The organism is Hyalangium sp., assembly GCF_045802625.1.
Lineage (GTDB): Bacteria > Myxococcota > Myxococcia > Myxococcales > Myxococcaceae > Hyalangium.
The window spans coordinates 1-18964 of the sequence record NZ_JBJMQP010000023.1 but is presented as its reverse complement, the minus strand read 5'-3'; the positions used below and the strand labels follow the sequence as shown (position 1 = coordinate 18964).

Annotated in this window: 15 protein-coding genes; 8 read left to right on the top strand and 7 right to left on the bottom strand. The window is 69.0% G+C overall.

What is annotated here, in order from left to right; all coding sequences use genetic code 11:
- Position 1: 1 nt before the first annotated feature.
- The 4 genes from ACJ8AT_RS04370 to ACJ8AT_RS04355 form a co-directional block, all read right to left on the bottom strand.
- On the bottom strand, positions 2 to 1930 hold the full coding sequence (locus ACJ8AT_RS04370) for a C1 family peptidase (protein ID WP_407736276.1): 1929 nt from the start codon (positions 1928 to 1930) through the stop codon (positions 2 to 4).
- A gap of 170 nt (positions 1931 to 2100) precedes the next feature.
- Positions 2101 to 2799 carry a ferritin-like domain-containing protein gene (locus ACJ8AT_RS04365; protein WP_407736275.1) on the bottom strand — a complete coding sequence of 233 codons (699 nt, stop codon included), beginning with the start codon at positions 2797 to 2799 and terminating at the stop codon, positions 2101 to 2103.
- A 20-nt stretch (positions 2800 to 2819) separates the two neighbouring features.
- The gene (locus ACJ8AT_RS04360) at positions 2820 to 3047 is read right to left on the bottom strand and encodes a hypothetical protein (protein WP_407736274.1); all 228 of its coding nucleotides are present in this window, start codon (positions 3045 to 3047) and stop codon (positions 2820 to 2822) included.
- 183 nt (positions 3048 to 3230) lie between these two features.
- Positions 3231 to 4058, bottom strand: coding sequence for an Ig domain-containing protein (locus ACJ8AT_RS04355; RefSeq protein WP_407736273.1), 828 nt, complete (start codon positions 4056 to 4058; stop codon positions 3231 to 3233).
- A 148-nt stretch (positions 4059 to 4206) separates the two neighbouring features.
- Here ACJ8AT_RS04355 and ACJ8AT_RS04350 point away from each other — a divergent pair, with 148 nt between their 5' ends.
- From ACJ8AT_RS04350 to ACJ8AT_RS04320, 7 genes are all read left to right on the top strand, one after another.
- Positions 4207 to 5508: a M14 metallopeptidase family protein gene (locus ACJ8AT_RS04350; RefSeq protein WP_407736272.1), complete on the top strand. Its 1302-nt coding sequence runs from the start codon at positions 4207 to 4209 to the stop codon at positions 5506 to 5508.
- Positions 5498 to 6742 (top strand): cellulase family glycosylhydrolase, encoded by a 1245-nt coding sequence (locus ACJ8AT_RS04345; protein ID WP_407736271.1) that lies wholly within the window; start codon positions 5498 to 5500, stop codon positions 6740 to 6742. Before ACJ8AT_RS04350 ends, ACJ8AT_RS04345 begins: the two co-directional genes overlap by 11 nt.
- Positions 6743 to 6857: 115 nt before the next feature.
- The gene (locus ACJ8AT_RS04340) at positions 6858 to 8423 is read left to right on the top strand and encodes a serine/threonine-protein kinase (RefSeq protein ID WP_407736270.1); all 1566 of its coding nucleotides are present in this window, start codon (positions 6858 to 6860) and stop codon (positions 8421 to 8423) included.
- A 69-nt stretch (positions 8424 to 8492) separates the two neighbouring features.
- Complete coding sequence (locus tag ACJ8AT_RS04335; RefSeq protein WP_407736269.1) at positions 8493 to 9881, top strand: M16 family metallopeptidase; 1389 nt, start codon at positions 8493 to 8495, stop codon at positions 9879 to 9881.
- An 11-nt stretch (positions 9882 to 9892) separates the two neighbouring features.
- Complete coding sequence (locus ACJ8AT_RS04330; RefSeq protein ID WP_407736268.1) at positions 9893 to 11305, top strand: M16 family metallopeptidase; 1413 nt, start codon at positions 9893 to 9895, stop codon at positions 11303 to 11305.
- A 21-nt stretch (positions 11306 to 11326) separates the two neighbouring features.
- A complete protein-coding gene (locus ACJ8AT_RS04325) occupies positions 11327 to 12028 on the top strand; it encodes a response regulator transcription factor (RefSeq protein ID WP_407736267.1) in 702 nt (233 codons plus the stop codon).
- Positions 11997 to 13646 (top strand): sensor histidine kinase, encoded by a 1650-nt coding sequence (locus ACJ8AT_RS04320; protein WP_407736266.1) that lies wholly within the window; start codon positions 11997 to 11999, stop codon positions 13644 to 13646. The genes ACJ8AT_RS04325 and ACJ8AT_RS04320 overlap by 32 nt, the downstream gene beginning before the upstream one ends.
- Here ACJ8AT_RS04320 and ACJ8AT_RS04315 read toward each other — a convergent pair.
- The 3 genes from ACJ8AT_RS04315 to hutH all read right to left on the bottom strand — a co-directional run bounded on the left by ACJ8AT_RS04315 (position 13634) and on the right by hutH (position 17761).
- Positions 13634 to 14782, bottom strand: a complete 1149-nt coding sequence (locus ACJ8AT_RS04315) for a hypothetical protein (protein ID WP_407736265.1) — start codon at positions 14780 to 14782, stop codon at positions 13634 to 13636. The two genes, ACJ8AT_RS04320 and ACJ8AT_RS04315, sit on opposite strands and share 13 nt — an antisense overlap.
- 3 nt (positions 14783 to 14785) lie before the next feature.
- A complete protein-coding gene (locus ACJ8AT_RS04310; protein WP_407736264.1) occupies positions 14786 to 16111 on the bottom strand; it encodes a hypothetical protein in 1326 nt (441 codons plus the stop codon).
- Positions 16112 to 16234: 123 nt separating this feature from the next.
- A complete protein-coding gene (gene hutH, locus ACJ8AT_RS04305; RefSeq protein ID WP_407736263.1) occupies positions 16235 to 17761 on the bottom strand; it encodes a histidine ammonia-lyase in 1527 nt (508 codons plus the stop codon).
- A 139-nt stretch (positions 17762 to 17900) separates the two neighbouring features.
- Here hutH and ACJ8AT_RS04300 point away from each other — a divergent pair.
- Positions 17901 to 18964, top strand: a 1064-nt coding sequence (locus ACJ8AT_RS04300) for an aspartate kinase (RefSeq protein ID WP_407736262.1), incomplete at its 3' end; no start/stop codon positions are given.

The following is an 18964-nucleotide window of genomic DNA, read 5'->3' as shown; positions in this document are numbered from 1 at the left end:
ATCACGTCGTCCCGATGATGACGCTCTCGTGCCAGCCCGCGCCGTCGCGCCAGTAGTGCTGGAGCCTCCGATCGAAGCGCAGGGCGATGACCTCGAGGTTGAAGCCGAAGCTGCCCTCGACCAGGGAGGCCACAGCCTGCACGTCATGGCCGAAGGTGGCGCTGGTGCGCCAGCGCCGGTCGCCGGAGTTGGCTCGCCACCAGTGCTGGATCCGCCCGCCAGCGGCCACGCACAGCTCGTAGTTGCCGGTCTGGTTCTCGTCGCCAGCGCTGAACTGTCCCTCGATCATGCAGGGCGGGCTGTCGATGCCCGCGCCGAACGTGTCGAGCGCGCCCCAGCCTCCGCCGTGGGGATCGTCTCGCCGCCAGAGCTGCATGCGGCCGTCATTGAGGACGCAGACCACGTCCAGCTCGCGGGCGTGGGTCTGGAGCAGCGTGGGGCCGCTGAAGCGGACGTTGCTGGCGAAGCGGGTGCTCTCGCTCCAGGTCCAGGGCGGGCCGTTCCTCCGCCACCAGTGGGCGAGCCGGCCGTCGGCGGTGCGGACCACCACCTCGAAGTTGCCCGGAGCGCCGTAGTCGCCCTGGCAGAAGCCGGGGAGGCCGGCCGTGTCGGTGGGGCCGAAGGTCCCTCCCGAGCGCCACTGCGCGCTGCCCTGATCGAAGAACCAGTGCGCCAGCCGGCGGTTGGTGGTGAGGGCCACGAGCTCGAAGTTGCGGTTGTAGGTGGTGCCCGTGAAGGTGGGGCAGGCGGCGATCTGCTCACCGAAGACGGGGCCTTCGTGCCAGGGGAAGCCGGAGGCGCTGTTGTCCCGCCACCAGTGCTTGATCTGCGAGCCGAGGGTGGCGGTCATCTCGAAGTTTCGGTGGAGCGCGCCGTTGCCGCTCTCGAGCATGGCGCCGCTGTGGAGCCGCCGCTTGGTCCAGGGATCGGGGTTGGTGTGCTGCAGGCCGGCCTTGGCCCAGGTGTCGATGTCGGCCTCGCCGTAGCCGATGCGGAAGTACCCCTGGTCGCCCCAGCCCGCGCTCCAGGAGTTCTTGCAGATCCAGCACCGCTGGGTTTCGTCGTAGCCGACGATGAGGACGCAGTGGTAGCCGGCCAGCTTGTTCGAGGGCAGGGTGGAGCGGTGGTAGACGCCGGAGCCGTAGCCGAAGAAGTCATCGTACACGGCGAAGCAGACGGCGAGCGGCCCGACGGTGTCGATCCACGTCTTCTGCTGCTCCAGGTCGCCCACCCAGGAGTAGTCGCTGATCTTCACCGTGCGGCCCGAGCGATCCGCGGTGGGCGCGTAGGCGCTGTCGTCATGCTTGAAGGGGTAGCAGGCGGGATCGGCCAGTCCGTGGGCTTTGACCCAGTCGAGCGCCTCGCCGATGTTGCCGAGGTCCGCGCAGTGCTTGCCGATGCCGTCATGCACGTCTCCTTCCGAGCGCTTGCTCCAGACGGCATGCTCGATGCGGACCATGCTCTCCACGAGGGCGGTGGCGGCGAAGGCCCAGCAGGCGTTGCAGCCGTTCTGATCCTGGACGGTGGTGATCCAGGGCCAGCCCCAGCGGTTACGCCAGTCGACGGCGGTGGCATGTGCCAGGCCGGCGGCCGGGGGAAGCACCACGGGGCGCTTGATGGGCAGGCCCACGCGCCCGGCATCGGGAGGTTCGGTCACGGGAGGCGTCGGCGTGAGCACGGGGCGTGTCGCGCGGAAGCCCAGCTCTCCGCGGCGCTCGAGCAGGAACGGGTTGGCGAGCTCCACGCTCAGCTTGCTGGCCAGATCGATCCGGCCGATCTGGACGGCCTTGGGGAGGGTGCTCGTGTCGGCGCCCAGGGTGCGCCGGGGGATCAGGTCCACGTCCTTCAAGCGGGGATCCAACTGCCAGCGAGCGTTCTTCTCCGTCAGCTCCTTGCGCAGATCCGCGACCCGGATGTTCGTGAGTGCCATGGCTGCCTCCAAGGGCGGAGCAGTGGCTCGAGAGTGAGGACGCACTCCACCCGCGAGGTGGAGGCCCCGAGTTCTCGGTGTGATGCGTCACCTGGTGTGAGGAGCGTGTTCGAGCCGCTCGAACGATCGGCGGACGGTAAAGCGGAGGCTGCCCTGGATGCTCGGAAGGGTTAGCCGAGCCCGTGACGCTCGAGCCACTCGCGAGCGGGGCCCGTGGGGACGCCGTGCTGCTCCAGCCCGGGCATCACCACGTCACGCATGGCCGAGGCGAAGAGGGCCCGCCGCTCCGCATGAGGGAGCACGCCATGGGGGAGCAGGGCCGGGTCGTCGTCCTCGGGAGTCAGGGCGGTGGGCTGGCCTGCCTCGGCGGCGGTGGCCTCGATCATGTCCGGCAGGAAGCGGCCCAGGAAGGCGACGCTCTCCGAGGGCGCCACATGGGCGAGGTACGCCCAGCCGAGCCGACTGTGGGCGACCTCATCCTGGAGCAGCTCGTGGAGCACGGCGCGTATGCGCTCATCGCCCGCGACGGAGCGCAGCCGCATCAGCACGCCCACGCTCACGGTCTCCGCCACGCAGCAGGCGGCGACGAGTTCGTAGAGCGTCCGTTGGGAGAAGGAGAGCGAGTGGGGAGCGATCTCGGGGAGCACCACCGGCGCCTCTTCGGACACCGGGGCTCCGTAGTCACGAGCAAGCGCAGCGCAGTGCGCAGCATGGCGGCGCTCGTCCTCGGCCGAGCGGCGGGCCAATTCCACCACCGCCTCGGGCGCTCCGGACTGCTCCATCCAGAGCGCGAGCCGGGAGAAGCGCGCCTGGGCCTCGCGCTCCACATGGAAGCGGAAGCTCCACGCGGAGGCGATGCGCTGGCGCACGGGGACTGGAAGAGACAGGCCTACCAACCGTTGGCTCCGCCCCCCTTCTCCTGAGGTGGAGGCGGGGCCGCCGGGGTGCCATTGGTATCGGAGTCAGGCTTGGGAGGCGTGGCGGGGGCCGCGGAAGGCGTCTGGGCCGAGGGAGGCGTCTGGGCAGCCGGAGCTTCGCTGCCCTTCGGCTTGGCACAACCACCGCCGGTGCCGATGACCGCACCGCCCACGACAAGGACGTGGAACAGCTTCTTCATGTCCATCCGCTGGTCTCCTGGGGAAGGGAAGGGCTCAGCATAACCGCAATGGGGAGCAAGCCAATGACAGCATCCTGAAACTCGAAGGGCCCGGAGTCCCCGAGGCTTCCCTGGGGTTCCGAGCCCTTCACTCACGAGGCCCGCGGGACAGGATCCCACGGCCTGTGCGCTCCATCCGCGCGGCTACTTCTTCTTGATGTTGATCTTCGCGACGGCGGTCTTGTCGCCGCTCTTGGCGGTGATCGTGACGGCGCCCACCTTCACGGCCGTCACCTTGCCGGTGGCGTCCACGGTGGCCAGCTTGTCGTTGCTGGAGGTGAACGTCGGCGTCACGCCAGCGATCGCCTTCCCATCCGCGGTCTTGGCAGAGACGTTCAGCATCGCCGTCTGGCCCACCTTCAGGTCCGCCGGAGCCCCCTCGATGGAGATCGCCGCCACCTCGGGCTGTTTCACCATCACCTGGATGGCCTGCTTCAGCTCGCCCGAGGTCGCCGTCACCGACGTGGTGCCCACGCCCGTGGCCGTCACCGTGTTGCCGCTCACCGTGGCGATCTTGGGGTCGGCGCTCGCGAACGCCACGTCAGCGCCCTTCATTGGGCGGCCCGCGTCATCCAGCACCTGCGCGTCGATCGTCGCCGTCGTGCCGATCCCCGTCAGGGTGATGGGCCCGCCCTTGGTCACGATCTTCGCGGGGATGACCACCTCCACCGGGACCTTGGCGCTCTTGTCGTTGGCCTTGACGTCGACGGTGGTCGAGCCGCTCTTGACCGCGATCACCGTGCCCTGAGCGTCCACGGTCGCCACGTTCTTGTCGGCCGAGGAGAAGTCGAACTTCACGCCGTCCACCGGCTTGCCGTCCGCCGTGACAGCCGAGACCCGCAGGGTCTCCTTCTGGCCCGCCGTGTTGAGCGCCACCGACTTGGGGCTCACCTCGATCTGCTCGACCTTCTTGCACGCGGACGCCAGCGTCAGTACCGCCACCACCATCACGGGGTTGAACAAGCGCTTCATGGATGTCTCGCCTCCCGCTCGCCTCAGGCGAGCGACTGTGTTGGAAACAACTTGCAGTCCAAAAGAACGGGGCCTGCGGCCCGTTAGCCCATAGCAAATCCCGCCCGCCGGTGCCTACCTTCCTGTGCACAGACTCGCGCTCCGGTTCATGCTCCCCATCTCCTCTTCCTCCTCGCTCGCCGCGCTCTGGGACGAAGTCCGCTTCCAGGAGCGCCCACCGCTCCCGCTCGTGCGTCATGCCCAGGTGGTGGCGTGGGTGAGGCGGCTCCAGGCGTCCGCCCCGGAGCTGTTTCGAGTGGAGGAGGTGGGCCGCTCCGTGGAGGGCCGCGCGCTTCACCACGTGGAGGCCGGCCACGGCCCCAGGCACGTGCTTCTCTGGTCCCAGATGCACGGCGACGAGCCCACCGCCACCACGGCCTTGTTCGAGATCTTCGAGTACCTGCGGCGCTACCGGCAGGAGCCTCGAGTGGAGGGGCTGCTCTCGGCGCTCACGCTGCACGCGGTGCCCATGCTCAATCCGGATGGCGCCGAGCGCTTCCAGCGGGTCAACGCGCAGGGGATCGACATCAACCGGGACGCGCTGATGCTCCAGACGCCCGAGGGCCGGGCGCTCAAGGCGCTGAGGGATCGGATCCAGCCCTCCATCGGCTTCAACCTCCACAACCAGGATTGGCGCACGGCGGTGTCGGGGACGGGTAAGCCCGCCTCCATTTCGCTGCTCGCGCCGGCCTTCGACGAGGCGCGCAGTGACAACCCCGGGCGCCTGCTGGCGAAGAAGGTGTGCGCGGTCATCCGAGAGGCGGTGGAGCCGCTCGCGCCAGGGCAGATTGGGCGGTACAGCGACGCGTTCGAGGTCCGCGCCTTCGGCGACAACATGGGGCGCTGGGGCACGCCCCCCGTGCTGATTGAGACAGGGCCGTGGCCCGCGCCGCTGTCCGAGACCGAGGGGCCGCTGCTGCGGTTGAACTTCGTGGCCCTGGTCTCCGCCCTGGAGGCGCTCGCGAGCGGCAGGGTGGAGCAGGCGGAGCTGGCACGCTACGACTCCATCCCGCTGAACGAGAGCAAGGGGCTGCTCCAGGTGATCGTGAAGGGCGCCCACGTCTTCGGCGAGGCGGGTGACGCGTTCGTCGCGGACATTGGAGTGGCCGCCAGCCCGGCGGTGCGCGTGACGCGGGGGACGCCGCGCGCTGGGGTGCTCGCGACGATCGCGGAGCTGGGAGACCTGCGGGTGTTCGGGGCCGTCGAGACGGTGGATGGCCAAGGGCTCACCGTGGTGCCACTGCCCGCCAGGCCTGTGAAGGAGGGGGACACCGTGCCCCTTCCGTCGAGGAGCGCCTGCGAGGTGGCGGTGGGACAGAGCGCGAGGTTGATGCTGCTGAGGCCTGGGAGTCCTTCCGGCCTATGGCGCGTGGAGCGCATCATCGGCTTCGATTCGGCCGATGGGACCTGACCCGCGTATCTTTCTGTGCCTGATCCTCTCGCTGCTGGCGGCGTGCGGCGATGATCCTCTGGAGCAGCTCGAGGTGGAGGCCGCGGACTGTCCGCTGAGCCCTCCGGTGCTCCTGGGGGATGCGCCCTCCACGTCGGTGCTGATCAACGCGTACTACCTGCAGGATGAGGCCGCTCGGGATGTCCGAAGCGGGCTGCCGGAGTCGCCGGTCGTGGAGGAGGTGTTCTCCAAGGCCGCGGCGCTCGGAGTCTGGGGCGTGCGGACCCTCGCGTTCAACGACGCTACGAGCAAGCGAGGGATGTCCACCATCCAGGTAGCACCGGGGGAGTACGACGAGACCAGCCTCCGAGCGCTGGATCTGGTCCTCACCCGGGCCGCTCACCATGGGGTGAAGCTCGTTCTGCCGCTGGGCAACTACTGGGATGCCTATGGCGGCGCGCGCCAGTACGTGGCCTGGGCCGGGTTGCCGGATCCCGTCGAAGGGGATCCCCGCTTCTTCACCGATCGCACGGTGATCGAGCACTACAAGCGCTACATCACCTTCCTCCTGTCGCGCATCAACACCTTCGATGGGATCCGCTACGGAGCGCATCCGGCCGTACTGGGCTGGGAGCTGTTGAACGAGCCCCGTGGCGCCGGGCTGGACAGGGGAGGGGAGGCGGTGCGCGCCTGGGTCGACGAGCTCGCCGCGGTGGTGAAGGCCCAGGCGCCCGGGCACCTGGTGGGCACGGGCGAAGAAGGCTTCGAGACCACCCTTCAGGGCTACGACGCGGCCTTCTGGAGGGGAGGGCCGCCTGCCTCTCTCTTTGATGCGTCGAACAGCTTCCGAGGGAACACGGCGTCGCCTTCGATCGACTTCGGGAGCGCGCACTTCTATCCAGAGTCCTGGGGTATCCCGAGTGATCTCACGGCCCGGAGCGGGGCCCACTGGATCTCCGAGCACGCCGCGCTCGCGAGGGAGCTGGGCAAGCCGCTGTTCCTCGGAGAGTTCGGCCTGCGCAACCAGGGCGGGTTCTCGCTCGACGAGCGGCGAGCCCTGTACCGAGGCTGGATGCGTTGCGCGTGGCGAGTGGGCGTGGGCGGGATCGCCCCCTGGATGTTCGCCACGGACAACCGCCCGGACGAGTGGGACGCCTTCTCGTTCTACTACCGCGATGGCACCCGTCCCGAGGACCCACGCAACCGCTACGCCGACCTGCTCATCGAAGCCGCGGGCCGTGCGGGCGGACGATGAAGGCCCCAGAAGAAGAGCTGCCCTGTGGGTCCAGTAGAGGCTCCTCTGTTGCTCACCAGCAGTGATAGAATCTTCACTCTGAATGGTTCAGCTTGGACCAGATCTCGCTCAGCCGATGGCCTCCACTGCCGGGGCGCTCCCCTCGGAAGAGGAGCGTGCGTTCCTGCAGCAGCGGCTGGTGTTCCTCTTCAAGACGCTCTTCCTGCTGGCGGCTGGCTTCTACGTCGTCACCAGCCTCGCGGCGCTCGCGTTCGCCCACGTCTCGTGGCTGAGCGTGATCATCGCGCCGGGCTATGCCTTCCACCTGGCCAGCGTCGTGGTCGCGTTCACGTCCTGGCGGCTGTGCCGCGCGGAGAAGAGGTCCACGCGGCGCCTGCGCTGGCTGGAGACCGGGGGGCTGTTGACCGCGCTCCTCCTGCTGAAGTTCGACGCCTATTTCGACAATGACTCCCTCTCGCTGCTGCTGGGCACCTCCGCGGCGCTGATCTGCCGCGCGGTGATTGTCCCGACTTCCGTCCGGAGGACGCTCTGGGTCTCGGTGGCTGGGGTGCTGCCGGATGCGGTCTTCCTGGCCCTGCTGCAGCTCCAGTCGCCCGAGGGCTTCCTCCTGCCCGCGCTCGATGCGCTGCTGTGGAGCGCCATCGCCGTCATCATGGCCACGCTGGTCACCCGGGTCGTCTACGGCCTGCGCCAGCAGGTGCGAGACGCGCGCAAGCTGGGCCAGTACACCCTGCTCGAGCTGCTGGGCGCGGGGGCCATGGGAGATGTGTACCTGGCCAGCCACGCGATGATGCGCCGCCGCACGGCCATCAAGCTCCTGCGCTCCGACGCGGACGGCCAGGGCCTGGAGCGCTTCGAGCGCGAGGTGCAGCTCACCAGTCAGCTCACCCACCCGAACACCATCGCCATCTACGACTACGGCCGCACCGCCGAGGGCCTCTTCTATTACGTGATGGAGTACCTGGAGGGCGTGGATCTGGAGCGCCTGCTGGTGGGCGCGGGGCCGCAGCCGCCCGCTCGCGTCATCCACATCCTCCGTCAGGTGTGCGGAGCGCTGGAGGAGGCGCACGGCCTGGGGCTGCTCCACCGCGACATCAAGCCCGCCAACCTGTTCCTCTGCCGCCGCCGGGGCATGCCGGACATGGTGAAGGTGCTGGACTTCGGGCTGGTGAAGCAGCTCGGCGTCTCCGAGGAGCCGGGCTCCGGCAAAGCGAACGTGGTGGCTGGCACGCCTCACTACCTGGCGCCGGAGGCGATCACCGAGCCGACGCGGGTGGATGGGCGCGCGGATCTCTACTCGCTGGGCGCGGTGGGCTATGCGCTGCTCACCGGCAGCCATGTCTTCACCGGCGAGAGCGCGGCGGAGATCTGCTCGCACCACGTGAACACGCCGCCCATGCCGCCGAGCCTGCGGCTGGGCCGTGAGCTGCCGGATGACCTGTGTGGCACCATCCTCCGGTGCCTGGAGAAGCGCCCCGAGTCCCGCTTCACCAACGCCCGTGAGCTGCGGATCGCCCTGGAGCTGTGCGCGGACGCGGGCCGGTGGACCGAAGAGGATGCCGCGCAGTGGTGGGCGCAGAGCGGCGCCGGGCTGGAGAAGACCCCCGTGCGCCACAACCCCCTGGCGCTCACCGGGACGCAGACAGTGGTGACGAACTCGCTGGGGCGCGCGGTGGCGTAACCGTCCGTCGCTTGGTCCTCTTTGGCGGGGGCGCTTATGGTGCGCGCCTCATCTCCCAGAGGAACACGCATGAAGAGAGTCTCCATCCCCGCGCTGGCGCTCGCCGTCGCGCTGGCCCTGCCCGCCGCTGCCGAGCCCCCCACGGCGGTGAACTGGAAGCTGCCCGTCTTCGTCAAGAAGCTGCCCAACGGGCTGACCGTCGTCGTGTCGCCGGATCACTCGGCGCCGACGTTTGGGATCAGCACGGTGTACCGGATTGGCTTCCGCCTGGAGCCCAAGGGCCGGACCGGCTTTGCCCACCTCTTCGAGCACATGATGTTCGAGGGGACGCCGAACTCTCCCAAGGGCACGCTGGGGCGTGTCATTCAAGGCGGCGGAGGCATGCTGAACGGCTCGACCCGCTACGACTACACGAACTACATCGCCACGGCTCCGGTCTCGGCGCTCGACGCCATCCTCTGGCTCGAGGCGGACCGGATGAAGGGGCTCGACTTCTCCGAGAAGAACCTCAAGAACCAGCAGGAGGTCGTCAAGGAGGAGATCCGCGTCAACGTCCTCAACCGCCCCTATGGCCTGTTCTTCTGGACCGACGTGGCGGGCAAGGCGTTCGACAAGTGGGAGAATGCCCATGATGGCTACGGCTCCTTCACGGACCTGGATGCCGCCTCCGTTTCGGATGTGAAGTCCTTCTTCGAGACGTACTACGCCGTCAACAACGCGGTCCTCGGCATCTCCGGCGATGTGGAGCCGCAGGAGATCTTCGCCAAGGTGGAGAAATACTTCGGTGCGCTGCCCTCGCGCCCGCAGCCGAAGCGCTCGGAAGTCTCGGAGAGCCCGAACACCGCCGAGCGCTGGCTGACGCAGAGCGATCCGCTGGCGCAGGTGCCGGGGATCGCGATCGGCTTCAAGCTCCCGGGCCGGGCCGATCGCGACTACGTCCCGGCCGCGGTGCTGGGCGAGGTGCTCGCCGGAGGGGATGCCTCGCGCTTCTATCAGGGGCTGGTGAAGGGGAAGGGAGCGCTCTCCCAGATCCAGGGTGGGCTCAACTGGCCGCTGGGCAACCCGTGGGAGATCGAGGGCCCCACGCTGATGACCTTCTTCGGCCTCTACAAGCCGGCGACGGATGCCAAGGCCGTGGCTGCCTCGGTGGGAGAGATCATCGCCCAGATCGCCAAGGAGGGAGTCCCGGCCGAGGAGCTGGCCCGTGTGAAGACGAAGCTGGAGGCGGACTTCTACGCGGAGCTGGAGGATCCGCTCGGCCGCGCCAACGAGCTGGCGCTCAACCAGTCCTTCCTGGGCGATGCCGCCAAGTTGAATGAGCTGCCGGCGCAGATCCGCGCGGTCACCTCCGAGGATCTCCAGCGCGTGGCCACGACGTACCTGACCCCCGCCAACCGCACGGTCATTGATCGCCGGCCGGGCAAGCCCGCCACGCCGCAGGCCCAGAACACGAAGTGAGGAGCGCGCCCATGAAGACGAACCTGATCCGGACGTTCGCCGTGCTCCTCTCGCTCGCCGCCAGCCACGTGCTCGCGGGCGAGTCCCATCCGCTCCCCAAGGAGCTGCCGCCGTTTGCAGAGGACAAGCCCCTGCCTGTCCCGAAGATCCTCAAGTCCACGACGCCCGAGGGGCTGACCCTCTGGCTCGTGCCGCGCGAGGGCTTCCCGAAGGTGTCCGTGCTGCTCGCCGTGCGAGGCGGGACCGCCGCCGATCCGAAGGGGAAGGAGGGCCTTGCCCAGCTCCTCGCCGACACCCTGAAGGAGGGGACCGCCAGCCGGACGAGCCGGCAGATTGCCGAGGAGGTGCAGTCCGTCGGTGGCTCGCTGGAGGTCCATGCGGATGACGACGCGATCTACCTCCAGGCCGATGGTCTGGCCACCGGCGTGGACACGGTGCTCACGGTGCTGGCCGATGTCGCCCGGAACGCCTCGTTCCCGGCCCAGGAGGTGGAGCTGGCGAAGGCCAACGCCCTGCAGCAGCTCCAGGTAAAGGCCTCGACGCCCAACTTCCTCGCGGACAAGGTCTTCGCGTCGGCGGTGTATGGCAAGCACCCGTACCACGCCATCGCCCCGGAGCCAGCGGTCATCTCCTCCGCCACCCCCGACGTGCTGAAGAAGGAGTTCGTGCGCCGCTTCCGGCCCGCCAGCTCGCTGCTCGTGATCACGGGGGCGTTCGATCCTGACGCTGCCTCGAAGGCCGTGGCGAAGGCGTTTGGCGGGTGGAAGGCAACGGGGCCCGCGCTGGCCGAGACGCCGCCAGTCGTCAGCGCCAAGGGCCGGGAGATCCTCTTCGTGCCGCGTCCTGGCTCCGTCCAGTCGAACATCCTGGTGGGCCGCATCGGGCCGCATCGGGCCGAGCCGGGGTTCTTCCCCGCGCTGGTCGCCAACAGCGTCTACGGAGGAGGCTTCGCCAGCCGGCTGATGGCGAACGTCCGCGAGGACAAGGGCTACTCGTATTCGCCGGGCTCGGCGCTCATGGTCGTCCAGCGGGGCGGGCTCTTCCGAGTCCGCGCCCAGGTGCGCAACGAGGTGACGGCCGCCGCGCTGCTGGAGATCATCTACGAGCTGGATCGCCTGGGCGTGACGGACGTGGGCGCCGAGGAGCTGAAGACGGCCCAGCGTTTCCAGTCCGGCACCTACCTGCTGCGCAGCCAGTCCCAGGACGCATTCGCCTTCCTCCTGGGCACCTACTGGGTGGTGGGGATGCCGCCCGAGGCGGTGGGCGAGTTCGTGCCGAAGGTGAACGCCGTCACGGCCGAGCAGGTGCGCGAGGCGGGCAAGAAGCTCTTCTCCTCGGGCAGCCAGACGATCGTGGTCGTGGGCGATGAGAAGGTGAAGGCGGAGCTGGAGCAGTTCGGCCCGGTCAGGGTCGTCAAGCCATAGCCGGCGGCGTAGCATCCGGCCGTGAGCGAACGCCCTTCCATCCTGGTGGTCGACGATGATCCACACCTGCGCGAGGTGGTGAGCTTCGCACTCGAGCAGGCGGGGTTTCGCGTCGAGCAGGCGGAGAACGGGCGCGAGGGGTTGGCTCGGGTGCAGCGCGCCTTGCCGGCGCTCATCGTCCTGGATCTCATGATGCCCGAGCTGGACGGGCTGGAGATGTGCCGCCAGGTGCGCCGGGCGCACGAGGTGCCCATCGTCTTCCTCTCCTCTCGGGATGATGAGGTAGACCGCATCCTGGGCCTGGAGCTGGGCGGCGACGACTACATCTCCAAGCCCTTCAGCCCGCGCGAGCTGGTGGCGCGCATCAAGGCCGTGCTGCGCCGGGCCCGGCCCGCTGGGGCTTCGCCCGCGGCTGCCGCCACGCCCTCGCCAGTCCTGGAGCGCGGCCCGCTGCGGATGGACTTCGAGCACTGGCGCGTTCAGTGGGACGGACACGCCGTGGTGCTCACGGTGACCGAGTTCCACCTGCTGGCCGCGCTCCTGCGTGCGCCCGGCAAGGTCTTCACCCGGGATGAGCTGATGACTCGCGTCTACGAGGATGCGGTGGTGAGTGATCGGACGATCGACAGTCACGTGCGCCGCATCCGGCAGAAGTTCGTCGCTGTGGGCGGAGACGTCGTCGAGACGGTGCATGGCCTTGGCTATCGGCTCGCGCTCCCGTGATCGTGGGCGCCTGCGCCCGCGCCTGTGGATGGTCTTCGCCGCGGTGGGGCTGGGGGCCTTCGTCCTCGCCTTGCTCGGCTTGATCCTGGTCCGCGTGTATGACGACCAGCTCATTCGCGACACGGAGGGCGAGCTGATCGCCCAAGGCGCGGTCGTGGCCGAGCTGTACCGCACCCTGCTGCACGAGCAGCGGCCCGGCGAGGGCTATGGCGTGGCCCGAAGCTCACCCTGGCCCTTCCCAGTGACTGACGGCAGCGCCCTTCGGCCCATCCTCCCGATGCTCCGGGCTTCCAACACGCGGCATCCCTCCGCGGAGGACCCGCCGCTCGCCTCCATTCCGGCGGAGCCCCATGCCCGCGCGGCGGGCGAGGCCCTCTCTCCGTTGCTGGCCGAGGCGGCGAGGACCACCCTGGCGGGCATTCGCGTGGTGGACCTTCAGGGCGTGGTCGTAGCCAGCAGCTCCACGGGAGTGGGCGCCACCTTCGCCGCGCGGGAGGAGGTGCAGCGGGCGCTGCGGGGCGAGCCCTTCAGCTTGCTGAGACAGCGCAAGCCCGACCCGGAGGATGCGCCGCTCGACTCCTTGAGCCGCGCGGCCGATGTGCGAGTGACCGTGGCCCTGCCTGTCCTCGAGGGTGAGCGTGTCTGGGGTGTCGTGGTGCTCTCTCGAACGCCACCGACGTTCGCCAAGGCAGTCTATGCGGACCGGTGGAACCTCTTCGCGACCGGCCTGGTGGTGCTGGGAGCGGTGGCGCTGATGTCGCTGGTGGCGGCCGCGCTGGTGGTCCGCCCGGTGCGTGGCCTGGTGCTGCAGACCCGAGCCATCGCCGCGAGCGCTCCCTCGGGGTTCCAGCCCATCGCGCGTCCCGTGGTGGAGGAGCTGGCCGAGCTCTCCGAGGCCCTGGCGGGCATGGCCACGGCGCTGCGGCATCGCAACCAGTACATCCGCTCCTTCGCCGCCAACGTCTCGCACGAGTTCAAGACGCCGCTGGCCTCCATCCAGGGAGCGGTGGAGCTGCTGCGCGAGAGCTCCGAGCGCATGTCCGCCGAGCAGCGCGAGCGCTTCCTCGCCAACATCGACGCGGATGCACGGCGGTTGACCCGGTTGGTGCAGCGCCTGCTCGAGCTGGGCGCCGCCGATACCCTGGAGTCCACTCCTGCTCAGGCCGAGCTCGCACCGCTGCTGGCTTCGCTCGTGGAGCGCGCCCGGGCCGAGCACCTGGCCGTGGAGGTGGAGGGGACGCCGGGAGCGCTTCGGGTGGCCCTCCCGGCGGAGGTGCTGGAGGCGGTGCTCTGGCAGCTGCTCACCAATGCCCAGCAGCATGGAGGCGAGGACGTGCGCGTGCGGCTGGCCGTGGAAGCGCTCGAGGGCGGCAGGCGGGTTCAGCTCTCGGTGAGAGACAACGGCCGGGGCATCTCCGAGTTCAATCGTCAGCGCATCTTCGATGCCTTCTTCACCACGGCGCGAGATCGAGGAGGAACGGGCATGGGGCTGACCATTGCCCAGTCCATGCTGCGCGCCTTCTCCGCGAGCCTGGAACTGCTCCCCGCGGAGGGGACGGGAGCGGCCTTCGCCGTGGTGGCGGAGACCTCTCCGGTCTTGCCCGTTCAGCGGAAGTAGCTCTGGGAGATGTCCACCGAGTAGCCGAGCTCCAGCGTGGGAGCCGAGGCCGCCATGAGGAACTGGCGGAAGTGGAGCACCTTGCCGGGCAGGGCCTGAGAGGCGGGCGCTTCCTGCTCGGAGGACTCGTACTGCTCCATGCTGCCGCCCTCGCGTTGGTAGTTGAAGACGGCGGGCAGGTGCGCCTGGACGGAGAGCGAGGCCACGGGCCAGGCCACTCGCGGCAGCGTCAGCCGGAGCTGCCCCGAGAGATGGAGGCTGCCCAGCTCTTGCGCGAGCATCACCTCCAGCGTCCCCTCGGTCTCTCCCAGCCGGGCCGGGGCCACCTTGACGCGGACGTGTCCGTCCTTCTCGGTGGCCACCAGGGGCAGGGCATTGAGGAGGACCTGCTTGAGGTGGAGATCCTGGGGGAGCTCCAGCTCCAACTCCTGCTCACGATCCAGCTTCAGCGCGTAGCGCAGGTGCACCGTGGCCTTTCCTTCCAGCGTGGAGACCCAGGAGGCCTGGGCCTCGGGGATGCTCGGCTCCAGGGGAGGGCGCGCCGTTTGCCGGGCCACGGCCGGTGCCGCCACGCTGCTCCAGCGCACGCGGATGGCGCCCTGGCGTGGGTACACGTCCAGGGTGGGGGTTCCGATGCTCTGAGGCTCGAGCAGGGTGAAGGCGTTGGTGTCCGCCTCCAGCCGCAGCGGCACCGGCACGGCGTGGGGGCCGTAACGAAGCTCCGCAGAGTGCTCCGGGCCGGGCTCCGAGGGGCGCACGGTCAGCCGGACGTCGAAGGAATAGCGGCCGGGCTTCTGGGACACGAAGCAGAGCTGGCCCTCCAAGGCTCCCACCGCGGCACCCTCCAGCGTGGGGAGCCCGGTCAGGTACACGCCGGGGCCGAGCTGCAGCAACTGCACCCGGGACCATCGATCCGAGGTCAGGACCTCCACCTCGAAGTGCGCCTCGACCAGGAGGGCCTCGGGGGTGAGGTGGCCCTTGAGCTGGCTCTGCACCACCAGGGCCTCCGTGGGCGGCGGGGGCGCCTGGCGCTCCACATACAAGGGGATCAACTCCTGGAGCGGCACGGTGGCGGAGCCAGAGGGCGTCGGGGTCGCGGTCAGCAGCAGTCCAAGGACGAGAGAGGAGCTCCACATGGTTCACCTCGATTCCGGGGTGGCGGCGGCGTGCGGTGGCGCGCCTCCGAAAGGCAGGTCCGAGAGGAAGGCCCGCACGCTCTCGCGGCCGGAGAGGGCCAGCAGCCCCACGAGCGCGGCGAGCAGCTCCAGGGTGTAGATGAGGCCGGTGTAGCCCTCGATCAGGACGGCGACGCTCGGCGCCACGAGGGTGGCGGCCCACAGCGCGGCGAGCTGGGAGCGAGGCTGCTCGGGGTAGATCCGCTTCAGATAGCCCACCACGGCGGCGCCCAGGCCGAGCGCTGTCAGCGCGTAGGCGAGGTAGAAGTTCATGAAGGCCGCCAGGTAGGCCAGCAGGATGAAGAAGAAGGCATAGGTGGCGGCCATCAGGTACGCCTCGTGGAGAGCGAGCGGCCGCCGGTGACGGAGGCTGAAGGCGGCCAGCACGGCCATCAACGCGAGGAAGGGCAGCCACGTCCGGCGAGCCATGGTGGCCACCAGCTCGTCGTACCGCTCCACCGAGGGGAGAATGACGCCGAGGCTGACGCCGGACTCGAGCGAGTGGAAGACCCAGTCCAGCGCGACCGACTCTCCTCCTGTCTGCACCGTGGTGGCCGCGAGCACCTGGGCCGGATAGTCATAGGTGTTGCCTCCCTCGACGGAGACGTTCAGCCGCACGTCCCGAGCAGGCAGCGCGGGGTCCATCTTGTAGATGAAGGAGTCCAGTCCCCGAGCGCGGTAGCGGATGGAGAAGACGCCGGTGGCGCCCCGGGCGAGCCGGCCTGTCCACACCAACCGGTTGCCGGACTCGCCCAGATCCAGGCTCGCCTCGGTGCCGTTGACGAGGAACTGGAGGTCCGACAGGAGCACCTGGGACTTGTCCATCTCGATGGGGAAGATGAAGGCCACGTCGATGTCATGGCCCTCGCGGTTCTCCACGGCGTAGTCGGCGTTGAGGGTGAAGTCGAAGCCGGAGAAGTAGCGCAGGCCGCGCTTGCGGTAGTTCATCTGGGCCTGCACCTGGACGTGTTGCTTGTCGAAGGCCAGGGGCTTGAGCCCGGTGAAGACGGTGCCGCTGCGCGCGTAGCGGAGCGAGGGGGAGGGCTGCACCACGGGAGCGCCCCACCGCTGCTCCACGTCTCGGGCCAGCTCGGAGTTGGCGAAGTCGGACCGGGTCGTCACCTGGCTGGCGATGAGCGTGGTGGCGAAGACGACGATGAGAAAACTGCCGAAGAAGTGGTGCTGCACCAGCCACCGGAACGTTCGAGCGGCGGGGCCTGGCGCGCGAGGAGGCGGCGGCGGGCTGGCAGGGCCGGGCGCCTCCGAAGAGGGTGGAGGAGTGGAGTTCATGTCCCCAGGATGGCGGGGCGCCGTGCCCTGCGAATGGCGCCCTCGTGCACTTCCCGAGGAATGTTCGTGCAGAATTGGTGCAGAGCGCGCTCCAGGGAGCGCCGCTTCCTGGACTGAACTGGCTCACGCGGTGGCGGCGCGCACGGCCTCCAGCAGCTCGCCCGAGTCGATCAGCGCGCTCACCGCCTCGATGTCCCGATGGAGCTCGCGATCCTTCTCCATCGTCGGCACCTTGCGGCGGATCAGCTCGTACGCCGCCTGCGGACCCCGGCCCGCCTTCACCGGCTGGCGGTAGTCCAGCGCCTGCGCCGCGCACAGGATCTCGATCGCCAGGCACGAGCGTGTGAACTCCGCCACCTGCCGCGCCTTCAGCGCCGCCGTCATGCCCATGGACACGTGGTCCTCTCGGCCCGCCGAGGAGGGGATGGAGTCCACCGAGGCCGGATGGCTCAGCACGCGGGACTCGGCCACCAGCGCCGCGCTCGTCACCTGCGCGATCATGAACCCCGAGTTCAACCCCGAGTTCTTCGCCAGGAACGGCGGCAGCCCCGACAACGACGGGTTCACCAGTTGCTCCACCCGGCGCTCGCTGATCGCCGACAGCTGCGTCAGCGCCATCGCCGCCACGTCCAGCGCCAGCGAGATCGGCTGCCCGTGGAAGTTGCCTCCCGAGACGATCTTCCCCGACTCCACGAACACCAGCGGGTTGTCCGTGGCGCTGTTCACCTCCACCTCGAGGATCCGCCGCGCGAACGAGAGCCCCTCGCGCGCCGCGCCGTGCACCTGCGGCATGCAGCGCAGGCTGTATGGATCCTGCACCTTGCTGCAGTTCACGTGCGTCTCCACCAAGTCGCTCCCCGCCAGCAGCCGCCGCAGGTGCGCCGCGCACGCCTGCTGGCCCGGGTGGGCCCGCACCTCGTGGATCTCCGGGATGAACGGCTTGTGGCTGCCGAGCAGCCCCTCCAGCGTCATCGATCCCGCCAGGTCCGCCAGATCCGCCAGCATCTCCGCGCGCAGCTGGAGCAGCGTGCCCACCGCGCACATGGCCTGCGTGCCGTTCACCAGCGCCAGGCCCTCCTTGGCCTCCAGCACCACCGGCTGCAGCCCCGCTCGCTCCAGCGCCTGCCGGGCCGGGAGCCGCTGGCCCTGGTAGAACGCCTCGCCCTCGCCGATGAACACCAGCGCCAGGTGCGCCAACGGCGCCAGATCTCCGGACGCGCCCACGCTCCCTCGCTCGGGCACCACCGGCACCACGCCCCGGTTCAACATCTCCAGCGCCAGGTGGAGCGTCTCCGGCCGGATGCCCGAGTACCCCTTGGCCAGCACGTTGCACCGCAAGAGCAGCAGCGCCCGGGCCTCCGCCAGCGGCAGCGGCGAGCCCACCCCCGCAGAGTGCGAGAGGATCAGGTTGCGCTGCAGCTCCCGCAGATCCTTCTTGTCGATGCGGACCTCGGCCAGGGTGCCGAACCCAGTGTTGATGCCGTACGAGGGCTCATCCCCCGCGGCCACTCGGTCCACAAGGGCGCGGGAGGCGCCGACCCGGGCGGCGGCTTCGGGGGCCAGCTCCACCGTGACGGCGTGGCGGGCCACCTGGAGGATCTCCTCCAGCTTCAGGGTGTCTCCATCAATCAGCAGGCGGGGGAGGGACATGGGGGCTCCAACGAAAGGGCGCGAACCGTAGCGCAACCCGGGCGAACGGACAGCCACGCGAGGTGTAACACGTCGGCTTTGACAGCCGGGGATGCGCTCAATAGGGTCCGCCCGTCAAGCAGAGAGGGGCTCAAGCACCTTGGCACTGATCGTCCAGAAGTATGGCGGCACCTCGGTTGGCGACGTCGAGCGCATCAAGAATGTGGCTCGCCGCTGCATCGCGGCTCAGAAGGCAGGACATGACGTGGTGGTGGTGGTCTCGGCGATGTCCGGAGAGACCAACCGGCTCCTCAAGCTCGTGTCGCAGATCACCGATCGGCCCAACGAGCGCGAGCAGGATGTGGTGGCCGCTACCGGCGAGCAGGTCTCCATCGGCCTGGTGGCGCTGGCCATCCAGGCGCACAAGAAGAAGGCCATCAGCTTCATGGGGAGCCAGGTCCGCATCGTCACGGACAGCGACTTCTCCAAGGCGCGCATCAAGAGCATCGACTCGGAGAAGATCCGCGCCGCGCTGAAGAAGAAGCACATCGTCGTGGTGGCGGGCTTCCAGGGCATCGACGAGGAGGGCAACGTCACCACGCTGGGCCGCGGTGGCTCGGACACCACGGCGGTGGCCCTGGCCGCGGCGCTCAAGGCGGATGCCTGCGAGATCTACACGGACGTCGACGGTGTCTACACCACCGATCCCAACGTGGCCCCCGCCGCGCGCAAGCTCGACCGGATCTCCTACGAGGAGATGCTGGAGCTGGCCAGCGTGGGCGCCAAGGTGCTGCAGATCCGCTCGGTCGAGTTCGCGATGAAGTACAAGGTGCCGCTCTGGGTGAAGAGCTCGTTCTCGGACGACCCGGGCACGCTGGTGTGTGTGGAGGATTCTTCGATGGAAGACGTAATGGTCAGCGGTATTGCCTACGACAAGAACGAGGCGAAGATCGCCATCCGCGGCGTGCCGGACGTGCCCGGCGTGGCGGCGAAGATCTTCGGGGCGCTCGATGAGAAGAGCATCGTCGTGGACCTCATCGTCCAGAACGTCTCCAAGGACGGGCGCACGGACCTGACCTTCACCGTGGGCAAGGCGGACCTCGTCAAGGCCAACGACACGGTGAAGAAGATCGCCAAGGCCATCAAGGCCGAGGATGTGGAGACCGATGGCAACATCTCCAAGGTCTCCATCGTCGGCGTGGGCATGCGCAACCACTCGGGCGT

What these genes read in the sequence shown, in the direction of transcription:
- ACJ8AT_RS04370 (WP_407736276.1), bottom strand. Translation starts at nt 1,930, where the DNA reads ATGGCACTCACGAACATCCGGGTCGCGGATCTGCGCAAGGAGCTGACG.
- ACJ8AT_RS04360 (WP_407736274.1), bottom strand. Translation starts at nt 3,047, where the DNA reads ATGAAGAAGCTGTTCCACGTCCTTGTCGTGGGCGGTGCGGTCATCGGC.
- ACJ8AT_RS04355 (WP_407736273.1), bottom strand. Translation starts at nt 4,058, where the DNA reads ATGAAGCGCTTGTTCAACCCCGTGATGGTGGTGGCGGTACTGACGCTG.
- ACJ8AT_RS04350 (WP_407736272.1), top strand. Translation starts at nt 4,207, where the DNA reads ATGCTCCCCATCTCCTCTTCCTCCTCGCTCGCCGCGCTCTGGGACGAA.
- ACJ8AT_RS04345 (WP_407736271.1), top strand. Translation starts at nt 5,498, where the DNA reads ATGGGACCTGACCCGCGTATCTTTCTGTGCCTGATCCTCTCGCTGCTG.
- ACJ8AT_RS04340 (WP_407736270.1), top strand. Translation starts at nt 6,858, where the DNA reads ATGGCCTCCACTGCCGGGGCGCTCCCCTCGGAAGAGGAGCGTGCGTTC.
- ACJ8AT_RS04335 (WP_407736269.1), top strand. Translation starts at nt 8,493, where the DNA reads ATGAAGAGAGTCTCCATCCCCGCGCTGGCGCTCGCCGTCGCGCTGGCC.
- ACJ8AT_RS04330 (WP_407736268.1), top strand. Translation starts at nt 9,893, where the DNA reads ATGAAGACGAACCTGATCCGGACGTTCGCCGTGCTCCTCTCGCTCGCC.
- ACJ8AT_RS04320 (WP_407736266.1), top strand. Translation starts at nt 11,997, where the DNA reads ATGGCCTTGGCTATCGGCTCGCGCTCCCGTGATCGTGGGCGCCTGCGC.
- ACJ8AT_RS04315 (WP_407736265.1), bottom strand. Translation starts at nt 14,782, where the DNA reads ATGTGGAGCTCCTCTCTCGTCCTTGGACTGCTGCTGACCGCGACCCCG.
- ACJ8AT_RS04310 (WP_407736264.1), bottom strand. Translation starts at nt 16,111, where the DNA reads ATGAACTCCACTCCTCCACCCTCTTCGGAGGCGCCCGGCCCTGCCAGC.
- hutH (WP_407736263.1), bottom strand. Translation starts at nt 17,761, where the DNA reads ATGTCCCTCCCCCGCCTGCTGATTGATGGAGACACCCTGAAGCTGGAG.